Here is an 18,591-nt window from a genome sequence, read left to right as displayed (position 1 = left end):
GTGAGAATATTCCCGTTTTCAGGCACGAAAGGCGATGAAAGCCTACACGTATAGTCGCGTTGGGCGACGCCAATACTGCCGTTAGGCATTATAAACAGTCACGAATAGGGTTGTCAGTAGTCGTGAATAGGCATCGTAACCCGGTTAGAACCCAGTCGTAACCCTATCGGATAGCCCGAAGAAGTCAATGGATATGAATTAGGATGAATTATTTTCGCTAGAATGAAAGGCGGTTTTTCGGTATTGTATTATCAATGAACGAATTATTGTTTTTTTCTTGCGTATTTGGCAACGAGTCGTACATAGTCCCGGAAAAATCGGTTCTCCGGGACTTCAGTTTACAAAATGTCAGAATGTCAAATCGCCAAACGGTCTTATCACAAGGCCTTCATCTTCAAGAAATGCTTCCAGAAAAAGAGGATCTGGTAATCAATAGAATTATTCCAGTATTGTGAATCATGATTACCCGGGCGAGTGATAAAGTCGTGGTCGATGCCTTGTTTTAATAACGCCTCGTGGTAGTTCTTATTCACCTCCAAAAAGAAATCGCTGTCACCGCAATCGAAGATCAAAGCGATCTGGTCTTTCCTCAAGGTTGGAACCAAATTGATAACCGTGTACTTCTCCCAGTTTTCCGGATATTTTGCCTTCTCACCTATTTGTACGCTCATCTCCCAGTTTTTCGGGAAAGGGCGGATATCCACGCCACCGCTAGTACTTCCCGCAGCGGAGAAAACATCGCTATGACGAAGGCCATTCCACATAGCGCCATGTCCACCCATGCTCAAGCCGGTAATAGCACGTCCCTTACGATCGGCCACGGTCTTATAATGGGAATCCACGTATTTCACCAACTCATCCGAGATGAAAGTCTCATACCGTACATCAGCGTTCAAAGGGCTATCCCAATACCACGTATTCTTACCATCCGGGCATACGAAAAAGATACCCTTCTCATCAGCGATCTTAGATAGATCCGGCTTGATACCGACCCATGTACGAGCGTTACCGCCATAGCCATGTAACAAATAAATCACCGGACACGCTTTCGTCGCAGCCACATCCGGACTTACCACGACTACCTCTATACTTTTATTCATCGAAGGACTTTTCACTTGCAAAGTATCTACCTTCGCCGCCTGTAAACCGAGCGGAAGCAAACAAACCAACGCTACCGCTACCTTTTTCATCCAATTCATATCAGTGAACATTAATGATTAATTCCCCGTAGCCTTGTTTTCAAGGAACTACGGGGACAAATATACAGATTTTACAGCCAAAAACTTATTTACTTAACGAGAAAGGACGATCCTCTTTCGCGGTTCCTCTCGTCTTCTCCGGTTGATTGCCCATTTGAAGCTCCAGCACGCCCCCATTCACGATATCGCTGTAATGGATATAATTACGTGTATGTCTCTTCCCGTTCAAGGTAGCGTTTTGGATATATACGTTATCCTTACTATTCCCTTTCGCCTCGATCACGAACTTCTTGCCATCCTCCATCGTAATCGTAGTTTTCCGGAATTTCGGGCTACCCAATACATACTCATCCGTCCCCGGGCAAACACTGTAGATTCCCAACGCGCTCAATACGTACCAAGAAGACATACCGCCTTGATCCTCATCACCCGGATAACCATTTTCCGAGCTATTATATAACCGATCCATCACCTGACGAATCCAATATTGCGTCTTCCAAGGCTGGCCTGCGTAACTATACAAGTAAATCATATGCTGGATCGGTTGATTACCTTGGGCGTACTGTCCCATCTTCGCCAATTCCATCTCCAGCATCTCATGAATTTTCGTTCCGTATGTTCCATATTTCACGATACCGGGTAAAGCGAAAACAGAGTCGATCTTCGCCACGAAACGCTCATCACCTCCTGTCAAATCGATCAACCCTTGGACATCATGGAAAACCGACCAATTGTAATGCCAAGCATTCCCCTCGCAATAAGGACCGCCCCATTCGAAAGCATCGAAATCCGCCCAACTACCATCCAATTTACGACCTCTCATAAAACCGACAGATGGATCGTACACATTCTTGTAATTATAAATCTGGCGGGCAAAGACCTCCTCATAAAACTTATTCCCAGTCATTTTCGCCAACTGATACGCACAAAAGTCATCATAGCAATATTCCAACGTCTGTGCCGTAGATCCCATGGATTCCGGATAAGGTATATATCCCAACTGATAATAATCCTTCCAACGAACCCGTCCGTTGGCACCGCCCCAAGGTCCCTTATTCATCGCCTCATGCGCATACGCTTTCAAGGCTTTCTCCGGATCGAAAGTGCGGATACCCTTCACCCAAGCATCCGTCAATAAAGAGATCGAGTGATTCCCTACCATCCCGCCGGTCTCACTCGGGAACGACCAAGAAGGTAACCATCCACATTGCTCCTGAGCGTCTAGCAAGGCTTGCATATATTGCCCCTGCATCGTAGGGTGCAAGATATTGGTCAGCGGGAACTGGGAACGGAAAGTGTCCCAAAAACCATTATCGGTAAACATATATCCATCATGAATCTTCTCATCGTACGGACTATAGTAGTAAGGAGAACCATCCTCTTTCTCCTCATAAAACTTATGGGAAAACAAATTGGCACGGAACATGCAGGAGTAGAAGGTTTTCATATCCTCCTCGGTTCCACCTTCCACCAACACACGATTCAATAGCTGGTTCCATACATCAGCAGCCGCTTGCTTCGTCACTTCTACCGATGAGTGCTTACCTAGCTCACGAGTCATCGTAACCTCCGCTTGCTCCGGACTGATATAAGAGGTAGAGACCTTGGCCTGTACCTTAGAGCCTTTCGCAAATTGTACATAGGCACCGATACCTTCCCCTTCCCGCCTCAAATTATTCTTCTGGATCGTATTCTTACGATTCTCCCATGTACCATAGCTAACGAAAGGTTTATCAAATTGAATGATAAAATAATTCTTATGTGTCTTCGGAGAGAAAGCCCCATTGTGTACATAGCCGGTGATCCGGTGGTTCGCTACATCGATTTGTACCTGACTGGTTTTCGTATAGCCATCCAGTACGAGAAAAGCGTCTCCCTTCGCGGGAAAGGAAAAACGGAAATGAGCGGAACGGGTAGTTGGCGAGAACTCCGTGGTAATACCATTCTCCAACGTAACCTTATAATAATGAGGCTTGGCAATTTCCTTATCATGAGAGAACGGAGTCGCCCGTTTGGACTCATCAACAACCAATTCCGGTACAGGCATCAAAGAGAATACCCCGTAATCTCCCACCCAAGGGCTACATTGATGCGTCGGTTGGAAACCCCGGATCGTAGTGGCCGAGTATTGGTATTTCCAACCATCACCATTCTTCCCGGTCTGTGGAGACCAGCTATTCATGGGATAGGGAACCGCCGTAGTCGGGTAGGTATTTCCCCAACTCAATTCGTAAGTCGAGTTTGTTCCTTGCAAAGTATTTACGTATTGTACCAAGTCTTTCTCCGCAAAAACAGGGAAAGAGAGGGTTAAACAGAGGGCTAAAGCCGCCCCCTGTTTATAAAAAGTATTGAGTTTCATGTTATTTTATTTACTGATTAATTATTCACGCCCCAATTTGTATTCGGCTCGGGGCCCATCTCCAATTCTAGTACGCCACCTTTCATGATATCCCTATAATCAAGATAGCATCTCGTATAATCCGTCCCGTTTAATTTAGCGGATTGGATATAGGTGTTTTCCGGGGTATTTCGGTTGGCTCGTATGATAAATGTATTCCCTTCGCCAACCTGAATCTCAGTCTTCTCAAAAACCGGGCTGGATATCTCATAGCGAGTATCTCCCGGACAAACCGGATACAAACCACATGCCGCCAATACATACCAAGCGGACATCTGACCGACATCCTCGTTTCCAACCAAGCCTTCTACCTTATTCTTATACGCCTTATCGCAAATGAAACGAGACCATTTCTGGGTTTTCCACGGCTGTCCCAAATGATTATACAAGAAAGGCACATGATGAACCGGCTCGTTCGCATGATTGTAATAAGCGTTCCACAGGAAATCTGTTGGTGTCTTGTCGAACATCGTATCCAGATCGGCGATCACCCGTTCCGTTCCTCCCATCAGTTCCACCATACCCGGAATATCATGAGGCACAAACCACCCCTGTTGCAGCTCATTGCATTCCATACAGCCGTACCATTCCTTCAGCTTACCCTCTTCCGGCCAAGCCTCAAACCGGCCATTCGCTTCTCTCGGGCGGAAGCTATGTTTCTCCGCATCATATAAATTCCGGTAAGACTGAGCCAACTTCGCATAATAAACCGCATCCTCCTGTTTTCCTAATGATTTCGCCAACTGAGACATACACCATTCCGTATACGCATACTCCAAGGTTTTGGAGATACTCTGCGGATTCGGGGTATAGCCCAACTCCGCATTCCCGAACATTCTCGAGGTTTTATCCGCATACCGATAAGCCTTTTCCATATCCAAGCTACAAATACCTTTCGCATAGGCATCCGCCAAGACCGATATAGCCGGATTTCCTAACATACAACCGCTATAGGCGTTCAACAACTCCCAGCGCTCATAGTACTCACGGCCACTCTCCTCTGCCATCGTTGTCAATGACTTCAACAAATCGTTCACCAATACCGGATTAATAATCGTTTGCAAAGGCATCTGACTACGGAACACGTCCCAACCGCTAAAGATCGTACGTTTCGTGAACGTATCCGACTTATGCGCTTTTCCGTCCGCGCCCATATATTGACCATCCACATCCGTGTAAATCCTCGGATCGATCATTGTATGATACAAGGAGGTATAGAAGATCACCTTCTGCTCATCCGTTCCACCGCTGACATCCATCTTAGCCAAAGCCGTATCCCATAACGAGCGGGCACGAGAACGTACCGCATCAAAATCCCAATCCTTGATCTCCGCTTTCAAGTTCTTTTCCGCACCCTCCAAGCTTACAAAGGAAATACCAGCCTTGAAAAGAACCTCCTCATTCGCCTCAGTCTCAAACTCCGTAAAGAACCCGAGGTGCTCGCCCTCATATGCCTTTGGTCTCTCCGAAATCTTTGCGTTCGCTGTCAATATCTGGAAAGCCGGACTCTCCACGAATTCCCGATGCCGATCCTGCCCTGCCGGGATATCCACGCTCCATACACCATAATCTTTCAACGGTTTGGAAAACTGCGCATAAAAATACACGGTGTATCGGGAAGAACCTTCACCATTCCCCCAGCCTCCACCTTCCGGCGTACATTCCATTCGTCCGGCGATCGTATGGTCATCTATCACTTGAACCGCCTGATACGTAGAAGTACCTCCTACACGACGGGCTAAGTCCAACTGGATGCGGGACTGCTTATTCTCGGGGAAAACGAATCTCAGCATACCGCTATGAGGAGCCGCTGTCGCCTCCGCTTGTATCTGGTAATCGCTCAGCAATACCTTATAATATCCAGCCTTGGCCTCCTCGGAAGATTTATCATACCGGGAACGATACCCGGCTACGCCCCCCTCTTTTCCTGAGTTCGTGCGCAGATCGCCCACGGTAGGCATTACCAATAAATTACCCAGATCACCATACCAGCCGATACCACTCATCTGCGTAAAAGCGAATCCCTCGATCGTCTCATGCTCGTAGCTATATCCGGAACCATTGTCGCCCCCCGTAATCGTATTCGGACTTACCTGTACCATACCGAAAGGGGTAGTCGCACCGGGGAAGGTCTTCCCCAAGCCATGGTAAGCACCGGCCGCCTCCGTATTCGTACTCGCCCCGATAAAGGGATTTACATAATCAGAGAAATGAACCTCCTCGATAGTCCGGGTCGGACCGGAACAGGCAGTTCCCACCAACGCAAGCGATAACGCCGTGGTCGTTATCCATCTTAAATTTCTTACTAGTCGTATCATTTTTTTATAAGTTCTATTCTACGTACCTTCGGTTGGGCGATCTGATACATACGATCCACCAACATATCGATTTGTTGGCTCCAAGCCTCCCGGATCTCCGGATACATCATCTTGGAGTAGTTATCCAGATGGCCGGCCAAGAAGATATTCGTATGAAGGTTCGCCCTTAACGTATCCATAGCGGCGATATTATCCTGAAATAACATGCCCTTCCGCTTCAAGATATAAAATTCCGTCCACGCATATTCCCTAAAACGTTTCTCGATATTCCAACGTTCCTCATTCAAATGCATGACCCGAACGGCCTGCTGATATTGCGGTGTGTTCGTTAACGCCGTTAAGTTAATACCTTTTGCCAAATCCTCGGCCGAAAACGTAGAAATTGAATCCCCGTCTATCTCCAACCTATACGAACCTTTCAATCCATCCACCCGCAATACCTCTTGATTAAGATCCTCCATAATCGGAGCGTACAAGGTCGCCTCATATTGCGTATGCTTCTTCTCCCAACCCCGAGAGATCGTATCCATCGGATAAGGTAAAGACTTCGCTAAATAGGTAAAAGAGATCGTACCCTTGTCTGATACTTTCAATTCATTCACGAAACAATTCTCGTTCGCCAACACCATACGTCGGGAAGCATCGATATCAACTTTGGCGACCGGTTTACCCGCCAATCCCTGAGACTTCAAGAAGAAATAGGCCATCAACATATTACCGTGGTTATCCGGATGAATCCGATCTCCTTGCATTAAGGTAAACCGCGGATCTTTCGCTTGTTGTACCCTGTTCACCTCTAATACCGGGTTGTGGAAATCCACGAACGCCCAGTCATTCTTCACGGCCGCCTCTCTTTGCAGACGGATGATTTTCTGGATCGTAGCGTTCTTTCCAAGAAAAGGCTTATTTTTCTCATTTTGCCAAGTCTCGTCGTACGGCGTGCCACCGATCATGATCACCCTTGTATCTTTGTGAGATTTCATGATCTTCTGCATCGCCTGAAAGGTCGTATCTACCCGATACATTTGCCGCTCCACGAAAGCCGTAGGATTATCGCCGTTATATTCGAAATAACCACTATCGTTCATACCGAAAGTAGCCGTAACCACCGTCGGATTTTTACCATATACATCCTCCTCGATCCGTTCCAACATATCCCAAGAACTGTCACCACCGGTACCGGCGCTATACATCCGCATCCGCATATCCGGGAAATGAGTGATATAGTACAACCATATATAAGAATGATAATGTCCGCCCTCTGTTATGCTATTGCCTAAAAAAACAACCCGGTCACCCCTTTGAAAAGGGGAAGGAGTTTTCTGCGCATTGCCACACACAAACACAGAAAGCATACACGCCAAACTAAAAAGCCATCGATTAGTTCTCATCTTATTTACTTTTGGACACTTAGAAGTTCAATTGTTTATCCGATACGGCCACAGCCACGAATGAATCGGCACAGCCATAATACAGATACCATTTATTCCGGTAATAGACCAGACCTTCCACGAATACGGTACCCGCAGGGTATTGACCGCTTTTTTCAAAATCATCCGTCGGTTGCAAGAAAGGCTTATCCAAACGACCGATCAATTTTGTCGGGTTATTTACATCGAACAATGCTTGTCCGGCACAATAAGAGTTCGCAGGATAAGCGGTATCCCCTTTTTCTCCCGGTTCGTTTTTACCGTTATACAACAGAACGATGCCATCCTTTGTCAAGATAGCGGGAGGTCCACATTCGGTCAACTGGCTATCAAAATAGCCGGAACGGGGAGAGAACAATTTAAGCAACTCACCATTCTCGTCCAACAGTGGGTCCCAATCTGTTAAATTATCGGAGGTAGCCGCATATACATTCTTCTCCCCCCAGTACATGAAATACTTGCCATTCACTTTCGCAATGACCTGCTTATCTCCCTTTAAAGTCGTGACTAACGATGCGGATTTGGTCGCCTCATCCTTGAATTTGCCATTATAGGCTTTCTCAAAAGCCGGACCGAACTTCGTCCAGTGTTTCAAATCCTTTGAGGTCGCCACCGCCAGACGAGGCACCTTGCGGTTCCATTGCGTATATAGCAAGACATACGTACCATCCTCGGTCATAGCAATACGAGGATCTTCCGTACCTCCGGGACATTCGTTCTCTACTTGATTATCTTTAGCCGGATAAAAAGCAGGCTTCGTATCCCTCTCGAAATGGATACCGTCAGTAGAGGTCGCATATCCCAAACGGGAAGTCCGGGAACCGATTCCCTGAGCGGAGTTATCTTCCGCACGGTACATCACCACAATCTTCCCATCGTAAATCGTAGCCGCCGGATTAAATGTGTCACTCTCCTCCCATGCTACAGAATCTTCCCGCATCGGGCAATAAAACTTAGTTGGTAACGGCTTAATTACCGGATTCACTCCTGTCGGACGCTCAAACCCGTCCAAGCACCAAGCTGTTTCCGATACAGCTTCCGCCGTCTGGTCTTTCTTTTGAGAGCCGCAAGCTACGGTAACCAATCCCAATAAGCCGAAAGTAGAGACTAATAATGTTTCTTTAATCATGTTATTCGTAGTATTAAGTTATATTTATTTTCCATATGAAGGGGGAGCTATCCGAGTTCCCCACGTCTTATCCGGCTTCCCGGATAATTTATATTCCAAGGTCGCCCCCCGATATAAATCCGACCAATCGATCCAAGTGCCCTCCATCTTCTTTCCATCAAGACTTAAGGAATGGATATACTCTTTTTTCTCATCTCCCCCCTTGATAATCACGTCTCCCTCGGGCAAATGTAAAACAATCTTACGGAATACCGGACTATTCACAGAGAAACCTCCCACTCCGGGAATCTCTGGAAACAAACCGATACTGGCAAAGACATACCATGCTCCCATCGATCCTAAATCGTCGTTGCCCGGCAAACCGTTCACACGGCTACTATATTGTTCGTTCAGTATACGCCGGATCACTTGTTGCGCCTTATAAGGAGCCCCCGCCCAATTATAAATCCAAGGGATTTGGAAACTAGGCTCGTTACCGGAGGCGAACCATTCATCTCCATAACTAGCGTCCAAACGTCGGAACATCTCATCCAAACGCTTCTCCGCCGCTTCCTTTCCTCCTATACTATCGATCAACCCTTGCAAATCATAAGGTACCATCCAGAAATAATTCTTATATGTCGATTCCCGCCAATCCGCATCATAACGTTTCCACGAGCCATCCTCGTTTCGGGACTGCAACCAACCGGTCTCCTTATTAAAAAGATTCTTCCAGTTCATCGCCCGTTGCGTATACCAATTACAAACCGGCTCATCATTGCAGGCTTGCAAGGCGAAACGGCCAATCGCAAAATCAGAAGATGTATATTCCAGTAAGATCGAAGCGTCGTAATACCCTTTCTCCAAATACTGTTCCAAGCCCGGTCGAGTCAAAACACCTTGGGAATTAGCCCCCGGCACTTCTGCTCCATAACGCATAGTCCGCAGTAAAGTTCGAGGATCATAGGTGCGAGCTCCAAACGCATACGCATTGGCTACAAGAATCGGAGTCGGGTCCCCCTGCATAACACCTGTCTCTATATTCGCCAGTACCCAACGGGGGAAGCCACCACCGGATTGCTCGGCAAATAAGTAATGAGACATAACGATATCCGAGGTCTCCTCGGGAGCTAGCATAGCGATCAAAGCAGTCTGCGTACGATACGTATCCCAATTACTGAAAGAGGTATAGAATTTTCGGGCTGTCTTATGCACTTGGCTATCCGCCCCCATATATTCCCCATTCACGTCGCTACAAACATTCGGATGGATTAATGAACGATATAGATGCGTATAGAATTGCATCTGGCGATCCTCGTTATCTCCCTCTACCTCTATCTTCCCGAGGTATTCATTCCATTTATCTTGCGTCGCCTGACGGACCGCAGAGAAGTCCCAAGCGGGATTCTCAACCCTCAAATTCTCTCGGGCATTCTCCACCGAGACATAAGAAACACCGATCTTATACTGCACCGCCTGATTCCCCTCTTTCAACGGAAAAGTAAAATACACCCCCGAGTGACTGCCTTCCGCAAACGTATGATTCGCATGTAGTCGCTCCTCCTTCCATGTACCAAAACTCTCCGCATCCGCATCGAACTCAGCCACAAAGTAAACCTTATAGGGAGTTGGGATTCCACAGAAAGCACCACCCTCCGCATATCCCTCGCAACTATGAGGACCCGTAATCTTAATAGCGGCTACTTGGATAGGGGTAGCGGCTACTCCTCCTCCGATAATCACGGTACCCTGCTTTTCCTTGGAAGAAAACGTATAACGAGCCATACCCGTACGTTCCGTAACGGTTAATTCCGCACGTATAGAATGATCTACGGTGGCTGCGTAATAACCGGCCGTTCCGATCTCCTTGCCGACCGGAGTCTGCATATTCAAGATACTATCCGGAGAAACCCGTAAAGCTCCGGCAATCGGAAGCGTAGGGAAATTTCCCATATGATCGCATCCCGCACCACTCAATTGATTGATGACAAAGCCTAGTTGTTTCGTGAAATAAGTCGGGGTAAACTGTACCATACCGAAGGGATAGGTAGCCCCCGGATACAAATATCCGGAAGCCCACCCATTACCTTGAGTCCCTATCAGGGTATTGGTCTTAGAAACGAGATTTGACGCATTTACCAAACCTCCACACAACAAGAAAACATAGCTAACCACACATATTCGCCTTAAAAGCTGTTTACATTTAAACATGGTAATAGATCCTTTTTATTATTTAGCCTTTTATACTATATACCCTTCAATAGAATAAAACACTTACGGCGTAATAATTAAAAAACAGCTATTAACATAAGTCAACAAAAAGGGAATCATATGATTCCTATTCCGCAGGCAGCGATAGCGTGTGTTTTCCACTTTCCAACAGGATCGAACCCGCCGATATTTCTACATTATTCCCATCTAACACACAATTCGATACGTTAAATGGAGCGATAAAGGTCGCCATACTATTCGCCGGTATCTCCAGATCGAGGGAAAGCGATCGGTTCTCCATAGTCCAAGACACACGTGCCGTACCGTAAGGGGTCTCTCTCGCCGCCCTCGCCCACGTCACGCCATTCGGTATCTGAGGTTTGATAAAGAAATGTTTATAGCCCGGCTCATCCTCATCCGGCAAGATCCCTCCGACCGCCTGACAGAACCAAGCGCCAATGCCATTGAAACAATTATGAACCTTACTACGTTCTCCCGACCAGTATTCCCAAGTCGTAGAAGCCCCTTGATCGATCATATATAGATATCCCGGCAGCTCTCTCTTTTTCAGCATGGAATAGAGAAAATCGGCCTCTCCGTCCTTTATCGCCCAATCGGTCAAGATTGTAACACCCACCAAGCCGGAACCGATATGCCCTTTGCAATTCTCCAATGTCTCTCGATATAAACCTTCCTTTACCTCGGGCATATGCTGTTCATCTGTCACGCCGACCAACATCGGATAAATCCGATCGATCTGGGAGCCTGTAGCGTACTGTTTCTTCTCCGGATCATAGAAAGTCTTCTGGATAAGCTCGTTCAATCGTTGGCGACGCTCTTTATACTTAGCGGCATCCTCCGCTTTCCCCAATACCTTCGCGATCTTCTCCATCGTAGTGAGGCAATCGCTTATAAAGCAGTTACTAACCAGATCTACCGATGACTGCGCCGTATAATCGACACCCGCCGGAGCCAACCAATCCCCTAAATACCATGCCCGATAATCCGTATCCGGCCAACGTTTCAGCAATCCATCGACCGTATACGCATCCACATAACGCAACCAATGTCGCATAACCGGATAATATCGCTCGATCAGACGGCTATCCCCATAATTCAAATAAGTCTGCCACGATCCCGTGATAATAAAGCCACACCAATACGGACCACCTCCCGCCGGGTATGGACTCGGTACGCAATGCGGCATACCCCCATCCTCACGGATGCAATCCTGCCACATCTGCATCCAGTTCATATACACGGAAGAGCCCTCATACAATGTCTGGAAACTCTTACAAGAGGCATTTCCATCCCCACCGTATCCCATACGCTCATAATGCGGGCAGTCTACGATATAACCACTGAAAGCTAGGTTCTTGAAAGTATATTTGATCATCGCATAGATAGCATTCAAGTCCGGATCCGAGCACTCGAAAGACGAGGCATCCTTATAATCCGTATGAATCAGATAGCCGGTTACCTCCTCGGGGGCTTTCGCCAAACCGGATATCCTTATATATTGAAACGCATGGTGGTTAAATTTATTTCGGAATACCTCTTTGCCTTGTCCGGAACCGATATACCAATCCTCATACTGTCCGTTCTCCTCTTGTGGCTTGAAATCTTCGTTTTCATTTAACCAATCCGTATATTCCATACGGACCCGGTGGCCTTCCGGTAATTTTGGGAAACTCAGCTCAACCCAACCATTTAACGCCTTTCCCATATCTACGAGCCAAATACTATCCCCTATTTGTTTGATTCCTTTGGGACGGATAATCTCTTGTATTCGATTAGGCTCACACATTTGGGGACTTACCTCTATCCCGGGTACCTCCACCTCCAATACCGGCGTCCAATCCAGTTTGTCAAGCGTAGCCGTTGTCAAATCCGGCAACGCCTTCCGCCCATCCACACATTCACCCCCGAATTGATGGGGATACCAAGTACCGGTACCGGTCTCACCATACATACTTCCCCGGCCTTCCCAAGAGCTATCTGTAACGAGTAACGTACTTGTAGCGCCATTTCTTTGAATCTCGTCCAATTGCAGTTTAACCAACGGCCCATCATGAACGGCATTAAAAGTAGCTTTTCTGTACCAGCCACGGCCCAACCAGAGCAATAAGTCGTTTATTCCCTGCTTTGCGTACGGCGTAAGATCGTACGTCACCGATAATGATCTTTTGTTTAATTGAGATACCGCAGGCGAGAGAACATCTTCCGATACCTTCCTCCCATTTAAATAGATCTCATGATACCCTAAGGAGTTTACATGAAGGAGTAATGTGGCATCACGGTCTTGAAGCTCGAACTTATTCCTTAACATCGGATTCTTCTCATCCGGCATCCCTATATATTTCCCTTGCCATTCCGCTTTATCCAAAAGCCCGATCCCAAAGCGATTGATTGGACTCCAATCCGAGGATTCCCCCTTATCGTCCCATACCCGGACTTTCCAATAGGCCAGCACACTAGATCGCAACTCTTTCCCTCGATAAGGGACCATCACGGAAGCGGACGATTCCACCTTACCTGAATTCCATAGATCGGCTTTGCCTTGAGCCAGCAAGGAACTATCCGTGGCTACTTGTATCTCAAAATACGCTTGCCGCATAGTTTGCCCGTCTGTCTCGATTTTCCAGCTAAAATGGGGATGGGTATTGTCGATCGCAACCGGATTCTCCAAGTTCTCACAACGAAGATCTTTTAAGATGAACCTCCGCCCGGATTCACAGCCCGACATCAGTAACAATAGGGTCACAAAGTAGATAGATATACATTTCATGATAAATAGATTGAGATTACGCATGAATATACTTTCTAATGGCTTACGATACTTATATCCCCGGTAAATATTAAGATTTATTAAACAAGAAAGGCGAGCCACTCGCAAATGACTCGCCTTCCTACGATTCCTCAAGAATGGCTAGAAGCGGATCTTGTAGGATTGATTTTCGATACGGATGATATAGGCACCTTGCGGAATGGTTATCATCGTCTCACCAATTGGCAAGGTTAAAGCCTTATATAGTTGACCGCCGAATGTCACTAGATAAGCCGTACCCGCATGAGCGGACCGGATATGCAATACCCCGTTCGATCCCCAGACTTTCAAGTCATTGGATTCGAGTTCGGCATTGCCTACGGTGGCGTTTTTTATGATTCCGGTGATAGAGATCGTAATGTCGGACGCGATACCCTTGATCTCGTATTTACCGTCAGAGGTCGGCTCAATCACCTTATCACCTACTTTCACGATAGGGGTAGATTGATCGTAGTCCGCTTCCAGCGTAAGAGAGAAAGAGAAGCTGCCACCCTCTTCCACGGAGTAGGTTCCGGCGGAAGGATTCAACGAGGCACCTTCAACGGATGGAAGAACGACGCTGAATGTCACTACCGGATCCGGTTCGGAAGAGACTGCGGTTACTTTCGATAGGGTGGTCAAAGTCGTAGCGATCTGGTCGCTCACCTTACACGTGATTACGCAACGGTACGTACCCACCTCGGGAGCCTCTACCTTATAAGAATCAGCCAACGGCTCGGCAGCACGTAAGAGAGACAAGGATATCGCTTGAGGTGCTGGGGTCTTTGTCGTTGTCTTCTTATCAATCCATGTACCATTCTCTAATCTCTGCCATTGGAAAATCACCGAGGTATAAGATTCGCCGGGGACAGCGGTAGCCATCAAGTCAATGGAGGAGCCTTCTTCCACGGTCTTATCTCCGATCGGAGCGATCGCGAGAGCTCCCGTGCCGCTAACTTCTGAGATCAAGCCGACACTATCTGCGAATATACCCGCATTCTCAACCGTAGTATTGACTAGCTTGGCTTGTTCATCGGCCGACGACAAGATCAGTACGCCCTCATTCTTGATCTCACCTAACCGGTTCGTGCCGGAGAGAGCCAGTTCCGCTTTCGCCTCCGGGGTAACAGTCAGCGTAGGAGCTGTCACGTTCGTCAATTGAATGGTAGCGGTATCTTTAGCGGCAGTCTCATTTGATATCATGATATCCCCTACTATCGCGTTCTCTATTACAGAATCCTGTTGATTGATCCTGAGAGAGTCTAGCATTACGGCTTCCGCCACGATCTTCAGATCCGTGAGGACAGATGGCACGGACAAGGTACCCTTGGCCTTGTCATACGTATATCCCTTTACGTTTACCTCAACACTATCGGGCAGTTCGTAACCCTCCAGCGCCAGTAAGGTAAGGTTCAGCGTACTATTTCTCTGGATGGATTTGACGGTATCCGCCAATGAGATGTTCTTCAAGTCGTATGTTATCGTATAAGAATCCTTGATACTGGGATCGTATTCCTCTATGTTCTTGAATTTACCCCAGAAATCATTATTCTTATAGACATCCAAGCAGCCTTCCGGGACCAATATCTTACAAGTCAAGGTATCTACGCTTTTAAGCGTTTCGACATCAATTCCCGGCATTAACGGTGACGAGAGTTTTATTGTCCGTAAATTGACGCAATTCCTTATTGACGAACCCATACCTTTCACTGAGGCCGGCACCGTCAACGAATCCAAGGAACTCCCGAAAGAATGCTGTATCTTCGTCACCGCATAATCTATTCCCCCCACGGTAAGGAGAGAAGGGATAATGGCATTACTTCCCCCTTTATAGTTAGAAAGCGTAGCTTCCGCATTGGCCTTATCTAACTCATAGGTATTGACTCCCTCTTTATATTCCTCATATCCATCTATTGTTATTTGCAGATCACCAAACAACGCTGGTACTTGAATCTTTTGTTCTTGGTCATTAATTTTCAGAAAGTCCGGTCTACAATACTCTCCTGTCTCTATAGATCTACAACTTACGCTAAACCGAAGCGGCGTTCCATCTTTGCTTCGAACGGTTACATTTACGTCCTCTCCGTATTTTACTGATTCCGGCCCATCAAAACTTACATTCTTAGATTGATAAGTAATCTTCAAATCATTGGATGGAGCTACTCCCTCATCAGACTCAGAGATATTAGCCTCTTGTACCGGAAGACCTGAATAAGCCTTATAAACCTTACCGGCCCCCTTAGGAACAATAATTTTCAAGTTATCCTTGTCAACAACATCAAACAAATAACTTGCTATACCAACAGGAATATATCCTTTAAATGTGATGGAAGCCAGGGACTTCGGGAGCACATTATTAAAATACATAAACTCCTTGACCCTATATTTAGAGCCACCAAACGTCACAGAGTCCGGCACAATCAGATTCTTGGTTGTACTCGGGACATCGTTTATACAGGCTGTTTTGCCATCACGATCAAGACTGTAGGCATATCCTCCTATCACAGCTTTACCATATCCTGTGACATGTATAACTACATCCCCTGTCACATTGGATATCTTGTAGAACTTAGGTTCCTTCTTATCTTCCTCCAAATGCCCCTGTGAATTTTCCATAGAGACACTATAGTTCATAGGATTCCCATACGATTCGTATTTAGGTTTTAACCTAAAGGTGAACGTCTCGCCATGTCCAACCTCCGCCGGACCTTCCACAAGCTCCATGTTCTTAAGATCATAGGTGATCTTGTGCATCACTTTTGCGTTCTCTTGCCCACTGGCAATCCACGTTCCACTACATAAGAAAGCCATCACCAACAGTGACAGTCTTAAACTAATTTTTTGTAAATCTAGTTTCATAAGCTAATATTTATAATGAACAATCGTTTTAACATTCGTTCACGGGTATGCTCATAGCTTCCCGTCTATGACCGGTGAGAGAGCCTAGGCCATGAACCATGAGAGAGCCTCGTCTATGAGGGGTGAGAGCCTAGGCTTTATCAGCCCTCATAGATGAGGCTCTCTGCCTTATCAGATCTCGTCCGGACTCTCGCTATCGCCTCCGCCTCCGATACCTACCGTCAAGAGGATGGGGAACTTATAGGTACGCGGGTCTTTCACCAAGCCGTAATTCGCCCCCGCCTGCGTAGTGACGCTCAGCCAGTACTGCCCCTCGGCGAGTTGCGGGATCTGGATAATTATCTCGCTCTTGGTGTTACGCACGATGAGGGAGACCTTCACGGGCGTGGCGCCCTCCTCGTCCTTGGTGAAGTAGATGCCTACAGATGGATCATCCCCCTTGATAAGCAGTGTGCTGCCGAAGATGATAGCCGGAGCGTTTGGAGTGATATGGAGGTTCTTCTCGTTCGTGGTAGAATCCGTGAGGCTCTCGATCATCGGGCCCACGGTAGCTACGTCGGCGTTCACGTAGATGTTTTCTAGCGCCTTCAGGAGGGTGGCGCTGGGGGTGAACATTACGGTGATCTTATTCTCCGTAGAGCGGAAGTCTGATTTCTTTCCGTCGAACGAGCCGTTGATAGTGAGCAGCCATTGCCCGAACTTGTTCACCACGCAACGGCCTTGGGCGAGGGCCTCGATCATCTCGTCGTAGGAGAGGTCGAGGATGTTGGTGATCGTCTCCGGACGATACTCGGTACGTTTCTTCACGATGCGGTTCGAGATGTCTGAGGTTCGCGTGGTTCCGGTAATGCGGATCTTTCCGGTGAAATCGCCGGTTTTCTCGGTTAACACGTTGTCGTACAGATCTACGGTCAAGATGGTCTTTTCTTCTGCCATGATGTTTTTTGTCTTTAATGCCCCGTGGTAGTGGGGCGTTACCTTTTAATAATGTTTATCACCCTTATTCGCGAAATAAGGGGAGGAGATATCGCACGTCCAACATAAACTAAAAAAACACGCATAACCACTATTTTTAACCGCATATCCACGATATATGCGCAATAAGCATAAATTTGGATTAATTAGAGGATACGATATCTGTATCCCCTTCAATTCCTATTTCTTAATAAATAGATAAAAGTGATTGTTTATCAATAATATTTTTTACATTTGCCAAGCCTTCCGTTGAAAATAGCCTATTATAGGTAATTTTTATGCTGAATAGGCTCTTCCCCTTATTTCGCGAATAAGGGCATCATCCAGCCGCCAAAAGCAAATCCACCTCTTCCGTCACCCTAGCGTTCGCACGATTCAATTCCGACTGTTCCAAAGAGGCCAGATAAAAACGTGTTGTTTTTTCCGAGGTATGCCCCAGCGCTTGGCTAATGATCGATAAAGGGACTTGTTTCCGCAAGGCGTTCGTTGCCCATGTATGGCGGAAAACATACGAGGTCAGATGAATGGGGCGAGATAGCGCACGACCGATCTTCTTCAACGAGTTATTATACGAACGCAGTATCGCCTTGTATTCCTCATGCCCTACCTCTCTACCCGGAGATAAAATAGGGAAAAGGTACGGGGAAGAAGCGTCCGCATACTTATTAATCAACCGCCGCATCCCCGCTGTTATCCCGACACGGATTAAGGTCCCCGTCTTCTTACGCCGATATACGATTTCCTCGCCATACAGATTCGCCGTAGTCAAGCGAGCCATATCCGCGAAAGGCATGCCGCAAGATAAATAGGCGAACGTACAATAGTCGATCACGCACGCCAAATCCGGCTCCTCAGACTTCAAGGTCACGATCTCCCGGAGCGACTCGTTTCCCAACGCCCTAGATCCGGCTCTTTCCCGCTTCAAGTTCAAGTACGCGAAAGGCGATACGACGCAAGCCGGCAACAGACCATCCCGACAAGCTTGGTTATAAATCGAGCGAAAGTTGCTGAGGTATGTATTCACGGTATTCACTCGCAAGCCGGCGGATTGCAGATAAGCGACAAAACGGCTTATTAAGCCCGGGGTTATCTCCGGGAAAAAAAGGTTTCTCCTACCCAGAAAGGCGCAGATCCAATTACGGGTCGTCCTATATAAATCGGCAGTGTTATGTTTCCCCGCTAAACGTTTCTCCCGGATGCGTTCGGTGGCATAGGTATAAAATGTGATGCCCGCCTTGCCCAAGCGGTTATTCTTTCTCTTGCTCATATCTCCTTTTTTGATGATTA

Annotated in this window: 10 protein-coding genes; all 10 read right to left on the bottom strand. The window is 47.0% G+C overall.

Annotation, left to right across the window (positions count from 1 at the left end; genetic code table 11):
- Positions 1–377: 377 nt before the first annotated feature.
- Positions 378–1,199: an alpha/beta hydrolase gene (locus HMPREF0999_RS03845; protein ID WP_009275209.1), complete on the bottom strand. Its 822-nt coding sequence runs from the start codon at positions 1,197–1,199 to the stop codon at positions 378–380.
- 85 nt (positions 1,200–1,284) lie between these two features.
- Positions 1,285–3,558, bottom strand: a complete 2,274-nt coding sequence (locus HMPREF0999_RS03840; RefSeq protein ID WP_009275208.1) for a GH92 family glycosyl hydrolase — start codon at positions 3,556–3,558, stop codon at positions 1,285–1,287.
- 17 nt (positions 3,559–3,575) lie between these two features.
- Positions 3,576–5,915, bottom strand: a complete 2,340-nt coding sequence (locus HMPREF0999_RS03835) for a GH92 family glycosyl hydrolase (RefSeq protein ID WP_009275207.1) — start codon at positions 5,913–5,915, stop codon at positions 3,576–3,578.
- Complete coding sequence (locus HMPREF0999_RS03830) at positions 5,912–7,306, bottom strand: SGNH/GDSL hydrolase family protein (RefSeq protein WP_009275206.1); 1,395 nt, start codon at positions 7,304–7,306, stop codon at positions 5,912–5,914. The genes HMPREF0999_RS03835 and HMPREF0999_RS03830 overlap by 4 nt, the downstream gene beginning before the upstream one ends.
- Before the next feature lie 19 nt (positions 7,307–7,325).
- Complete coding sequence (locus tag HMPREF0999_RS03825) at positions 7,326–8,474, bottom strand: glycoside hydrolase family 130 protein (RefSeq protein ID WP_005860111.1); 1,149 nt, start codon at positions 8,472–8,474, stop codon at positions 7,326–7,328.
- Between the two features lie 24 nt (positions 8,475–8,498).
- Positions 8,499–10,664 (bottom strand): GH92 family glycosyl hydrolase, encoded by a 2,166-nt coding sequence (locus HMPREF0999_RS03820; protein ID WP_009275205.1) that lies wholly within the window; start codon positions 10,662–10,664, stop codon positions 8,499–8,501.
- A 127-nt stretch (positions 10,665–10,791) separates the two neighbouring features.
- Positions 10,792–13,476 carry an alpha-L-rhamnosidase gene (locus HMPREF0999_RS03815; RefSeq protein ID WP_009275204.1) on the bottom strand — a complete coding sequence of 895 codons (2,685 nt, stop codon included), beginning with the start codon at positions 13,474–13,476 and terminating at the stop codon, positions 10,792–10,794.
- 117 nt (positions 13,477–13,593) lie between these two features.
- A complete protein-coding gene (locus tag HMPREF0999_RS03810; protein ID WP_009275203.1) occupies positions 13,594–16,329 on the bottom strand; it encodes a hypothetical protein in 2,736 nt (911 codons plus the stop codon).
- 171 nt (positions 16,330–16,500) lie between these two features.
- Entirely contained in the window at positions 16,501–17,265 is a 765-nt protein-coding gene (locus HMPREF0999_RS03805; RefSeq protein ID WP_009275202.1) for a DNA-binding domain-containing protein, read from the bottom strand.
- A gap of 358 nt (positions 17,266–17,623) precedes the next feature.
- Complete coding sequence (locus HMPREF0999_RS03800) at positions 17,624–18,571, bottom strand: tyrosine-type recombinase/integrase (protein WP_009275201.1); 948 nt, start codon at positions 18,569–18,571, stop codon at positions 17,624–17,626.
- Positions 18,572–18,591: the final 20 nt, after the last annotated feature.

Source organism: Parabacteroides sp. D25 (assembly GCF_000307475.1).
Lineage (GTDB): Bacteria > Bacteroidota > Bacteroidia > Bacteroidales > Tannerellaceae > Parabacteroides > Parabacteroides distasonis.
Note: the sequence above shows the minus strand (reverse complement) of the source record. Positions and strands in the feature narration are given on the sequence as shown.